This is a genomic window from Streptomyces sp. NPDC005566, assembly GCF_040605575.1.
Taxonomy (GTDB): Bacteria; Actinomycetota; Actinomycetes; order Streptomycetales; family Streptomycetaceae; genus Streptomyces.
The window spans coordinates 1-4155 of sequence record NZ_JBEXDB010000052.1 but is presented as its reverse complement, the minus strand read 5'-3'; the positions used below and the strand labels follow the sequence as shown (position 1 = coordinate 4155).

1 protein-coding gene is annotated in these 4155 nt (G+C 70.3%); it reads left to right on the top strand.

Translation table 11 applies throughout. The features are described 5' to 3' along the window. Window positions 1–39: 39 nt before the first annotated feature. The coding region (locus ABZS61_RS34600) for an acyltransferase domain-containing protein (protein WP_356430433.1) at window positions 40–4155 on the top strand (4116 nt) is incomplete at its 3' end.

The window sequence follows — 4155 nt, the reverse complement described above, 5'->3', positions numbered from 1 at the left end:
GGCCGCCTCGCCTACACCTTCGGGCTCGAAGGTCCGGCGATGACGGTGGACACCGCCTGCTCGTCGTCCCTGGTCGCACTGCACCTGGCCGCCCAAGCGCTGCGGATCGGTGAATGCGACCTGGCGCTCGCCGGGGGTGTGACCGTGATGGTCTCCCCGGGTGCGTTCGCCGAGTTCGACCGTCAGGACGGCCTCGCCTCGGACGGCCGGTGCAAGTCGTTCGCGTCTGCGGCCGACGGGACCGGCTGGGCCGAAGGCGTCGGCCTGCTGCTGGTCGAACGGCTGTCGGACGCCCGCCGCAACAACCACCACATCCTCGCGGTGATGCGGGGCAGCGCCGTCAATCAGGACGGTGCGAGCAACGGCCTCACCGCCCCCAACGGCCCCTCCCAGCAGCGCGTCATCCACCAGGCACTCACCAACGCCCACCTGACGACTGCCGACGTCGACGTCGTCGAAGCCCACGGGACGGGAACACGTCTGGGTGACCCGATCGAGGCCCAGGCACTCCTGGCCACCTACGGCCAGAACCGTGGCGACAACCACGAACCCCTCTGGCTCGGCTCCATCAAGTCCAACATCGGCCACACCCAGGCCGCCGCCGGCGTCGCGGGCATCATCAAAATGATCATGGCCATGCGCCACGGCCTCATGCCCGCCACCCTCCACGTCGACGCCCCCACCGCCCAGGTCGACTGGTCCGCGGGCGCGGTGGAACTCCTCACCGAAGCACGCGCCTGGCCTGAGACCGATGACCGGCCCCGCCGCGCCGCCGTCTCCTCCTTCGGCATCAGCGGCACCAACGCCCACGTCATCCTCGAACAAGCCCCCGACCCACAACCCCAGTCGACTCCTGCGACACGACAGACACCAAGCCTCGTGCCGTGGATGGTCTCGGCGAAATCCGAGCCCGCGCTGCAGGCCCAGATCGAACGCCTCCGGTCGTTCGTCACCGACCGACCCCACCTCGGCACCCTCGACGTGGCCTTGTCGCTCGCGACCACCCGCGCCACACTGGATCACCGCGCGGTGCTGACCGGGGACACGACACTCGCCACCGGTATCGCGCGAGAGGGCCGGACCGCGTTCCTGTTCACCGGCCAAGGCTCGCAACGCCCCGCCATGGGGCTGGAACTGTATGCCGCGTTCCCGGTGTTCGCCGAGGCCTTCGACGCCGTATGCGCACGACTCGACGTCCGGCTGGAACGTCCGCTGCGCGACGTCCTCACCGATGGCACCGACCTCGACCACACCATGTGGGCCCAGGCCGGGCTCTTCGCCCTCGAAGTCGCCTTGTTCCGGCTCGTCGAATCCTGGGGCGTCACCCCCGACGTGCTCCTGGGCCACTCCCTGGGCGAGATCACCGCCGCACACATCGCGGGAATCCTCGACCTGGACGACGCCTGCGTCCTCGTCGCCGAACGCGGCCGCCTCATGCAAGCCCTGCCCGAAGGCGGCGGCATGCTCGCCGTCCAGGCCACCGAAGCCGACATCGCCGACTCCGGCCTCGACATCGCCGCCATCAACGGACCCCACTCCGTGGTGCTGTCGGGTGAACTCGATGCGATCAACCGCTTCGCCGCCGCATGCGCTGACCAAGGCCGCAGGTTCAACGTCCTGCCGGTGTCGCACGCGTTCCACTCCGCCCTGATGGAACCGATGCTGAAGGAGTTCGCCGACGTCCTGGACGGGTTGACGCTCCATCCGGCGGAAATCCCGGTCGTCTCGAACCTGACGGGCGCGATCGCCGAACCCGGACTGATGCAGGAGCCCGAGTACTGGCTGAGACAGGTGCGGCAGGCGGTGCGCTTCGCCGACGGCGTCACGGCCCTCGACGCGATGGGCGTGACGCGGTACGTGGAACTCGGCCCGGACGGCGTCCTGTCGGCCATGGCCCAGGACACCGCCACCGACGCCGACTTCATCCCCCTCCTGCGCAAGGACCACGACGAGACCGACACCGCCCTCACCGCGATCAGCCGCCTCTGGGCCACAGGCACCGACATCGACTGGACCGCCGTCTTCGCCGGCTGGGGCGGACGGGTGGTCGATCTGCCGACGTATGCGTTCCAGCGTGAGCGGTACTGGCCGCAGCCGGGCGGGTTCGGCGGGGATGCGGGGGCACTCGGTATCGAGGACGCCGGGCACGCGCTGCTGGGCTCCGTCGTGACCCTGGCCGACGGAGACGGCGTGCTCCTCACCGGCCGCCTGTCGGTGGACGCCCAGCCGTGGCTGGCCGACCACATCGTGCTGGACCGCATCGTGGTCCCCGGCACCGCACTGGTGGAAATGGCACTGCGCGCCGGCCAGGACGTGGACTGCGGTCTCCTACAGGAGCTGCTCCTGCAGGCACCCCTGGTACTGCCGGAGACCGGCGCCCTCCAGATCCAGATCCGCGTCGAAAGCCCTGACCCGTCGGGCGACCGACCGGTCCGCGTCCACGCTCGTATCGAGGGCACGGACGAGTGGGTACTGCACGCTGCGGGTTCGCTGGCCGAGCAAGCCGGTTCGGAGGCGGACTTCGATCTGAGCGTGTGGCCGCCGCAGGGCGCGGACGCGGTGGACGTCGACGGCTTCTACGAGGCGTTGGCCGGGGCGGGCTTCGGTTACGGCCCGGCGTTCCAGGGCGTGCACGCGGCCTGGCGCGACACATCCGGCGTCTACGCCGAGGTGACGATCGAGGAGTCGGCTGACGGATTCGGCATCCATCCCGCCCTGCTCGACGCCGCACTCCACCCCTCAGGCCTCATCCTCGGCGACGACACCGCGACCGACACCGAGGCCGCCGGACCGCGGTTGCCGTTCGCGTGGTCGGGTGTGGAGGTGTTCGCGGTCGGGGCGACCACGCTGCGCGTGGCGATCCGCCCTGAGGGTGAGGGAATTACGCTACAAGCGGCCGACGGGACCGGTGCGCCCGTCGCGGTGGTCCGCTCTCTGGTGTCGCGTGAGGTGCTGACGGAGCAGTTGTCGTCGGCCGGGCGTGGCCATGACGCGCTGTTCGCGGTGGAGTGGGTCGCACTGCCGCCGGATGCTGCTGATTTCGGCGAAGCGGCGGAGGTTCCGGCGTGGACGGTACTGCTGACCGGTGACGGTCCGGTGGAGCAGGTGCTCGGCGAGGTCCTGCACGGTGTGCAGGAGTGGCTGAGCGAGGAACGACCGGACCACGCACGCCTGGCAGTGGTGACCCGCGGCGCCATGCCTGCCGTTTCCGCTGCGGTCGATGTGGTGGGTGCGGCGGTGTGGGGCCTGGTGCGCTCGGCGCAATCGGAGCACCCGGACCGAATCGTGCTGGTCGACGCGGACCCGGCCGCCGATGAAGAGGGCGTGGATCTGGCCCTGTTGGCCGGTGTCGACGAGCCGCAGGTCGCCATCCGCGACGGCGCGCTGCTGGTGCCCCGTCTGGCGCGGGCCGTGAGGAGCGGGCTGGTGCTGCCGGACCACCCCTGGCGCCTGCTGCCCGGGACGGACGGCACGCTGGAATCCCTCCACATCGAGGCCGCCGACACGCTGCAGCTGGAAACCGGCCAGGTACGGGTCGAGGTCCGCGCGGCAGGTGTCAACTTCCGCGACGTGCTTCTGGGGCTGGGAATGTACCCGGAACCGGGCACGATGGGTTCGGAAGCGGCCGGTGTGGTCGTCGAAGTAGGTCCCGGCGTCGACGACCTCGCTGTCGGGGACCGGGTGTTCGGCTTCTTCGACGGCGCGTTCGCCGCCGAGACCGTCACCGACCGCCCTCTACTGGTCCGGGTGCCTCAGGGCTGGTCGTGGGCGCAGGCGGCAGCAGTACCGCTGGTGTTCGCAACCGCCTGGTACGGGCTGCAGGACCTGGCCGAAGTCAGGCCCGGTGAGTCGGTGCTGATCCACGCGGCGGCCGGCGGCGTCGGCATGGCCGCGGTACAACTGGCCCAGCACTGGGGCCTGGAGGTGTACGCCACCGCCAGCCCCGGCAAATGGCCTGCCGTCACCGCCAACGGAGTCGATCGGTCAAGGATCGCGTCTTCCCGTGACCTCGCCTTCGAGAAGCAGATCCGGACCGCGACAGGCGACCGTGGAGTCGACATCGTCCTCAACTCCCTCGCAGGCGAGTTCGTGGACGCCTCACTACGCCTGCTCACACCCGGCGGCCGGTTCGTCGAAATGGGCAAGGCCGACGTC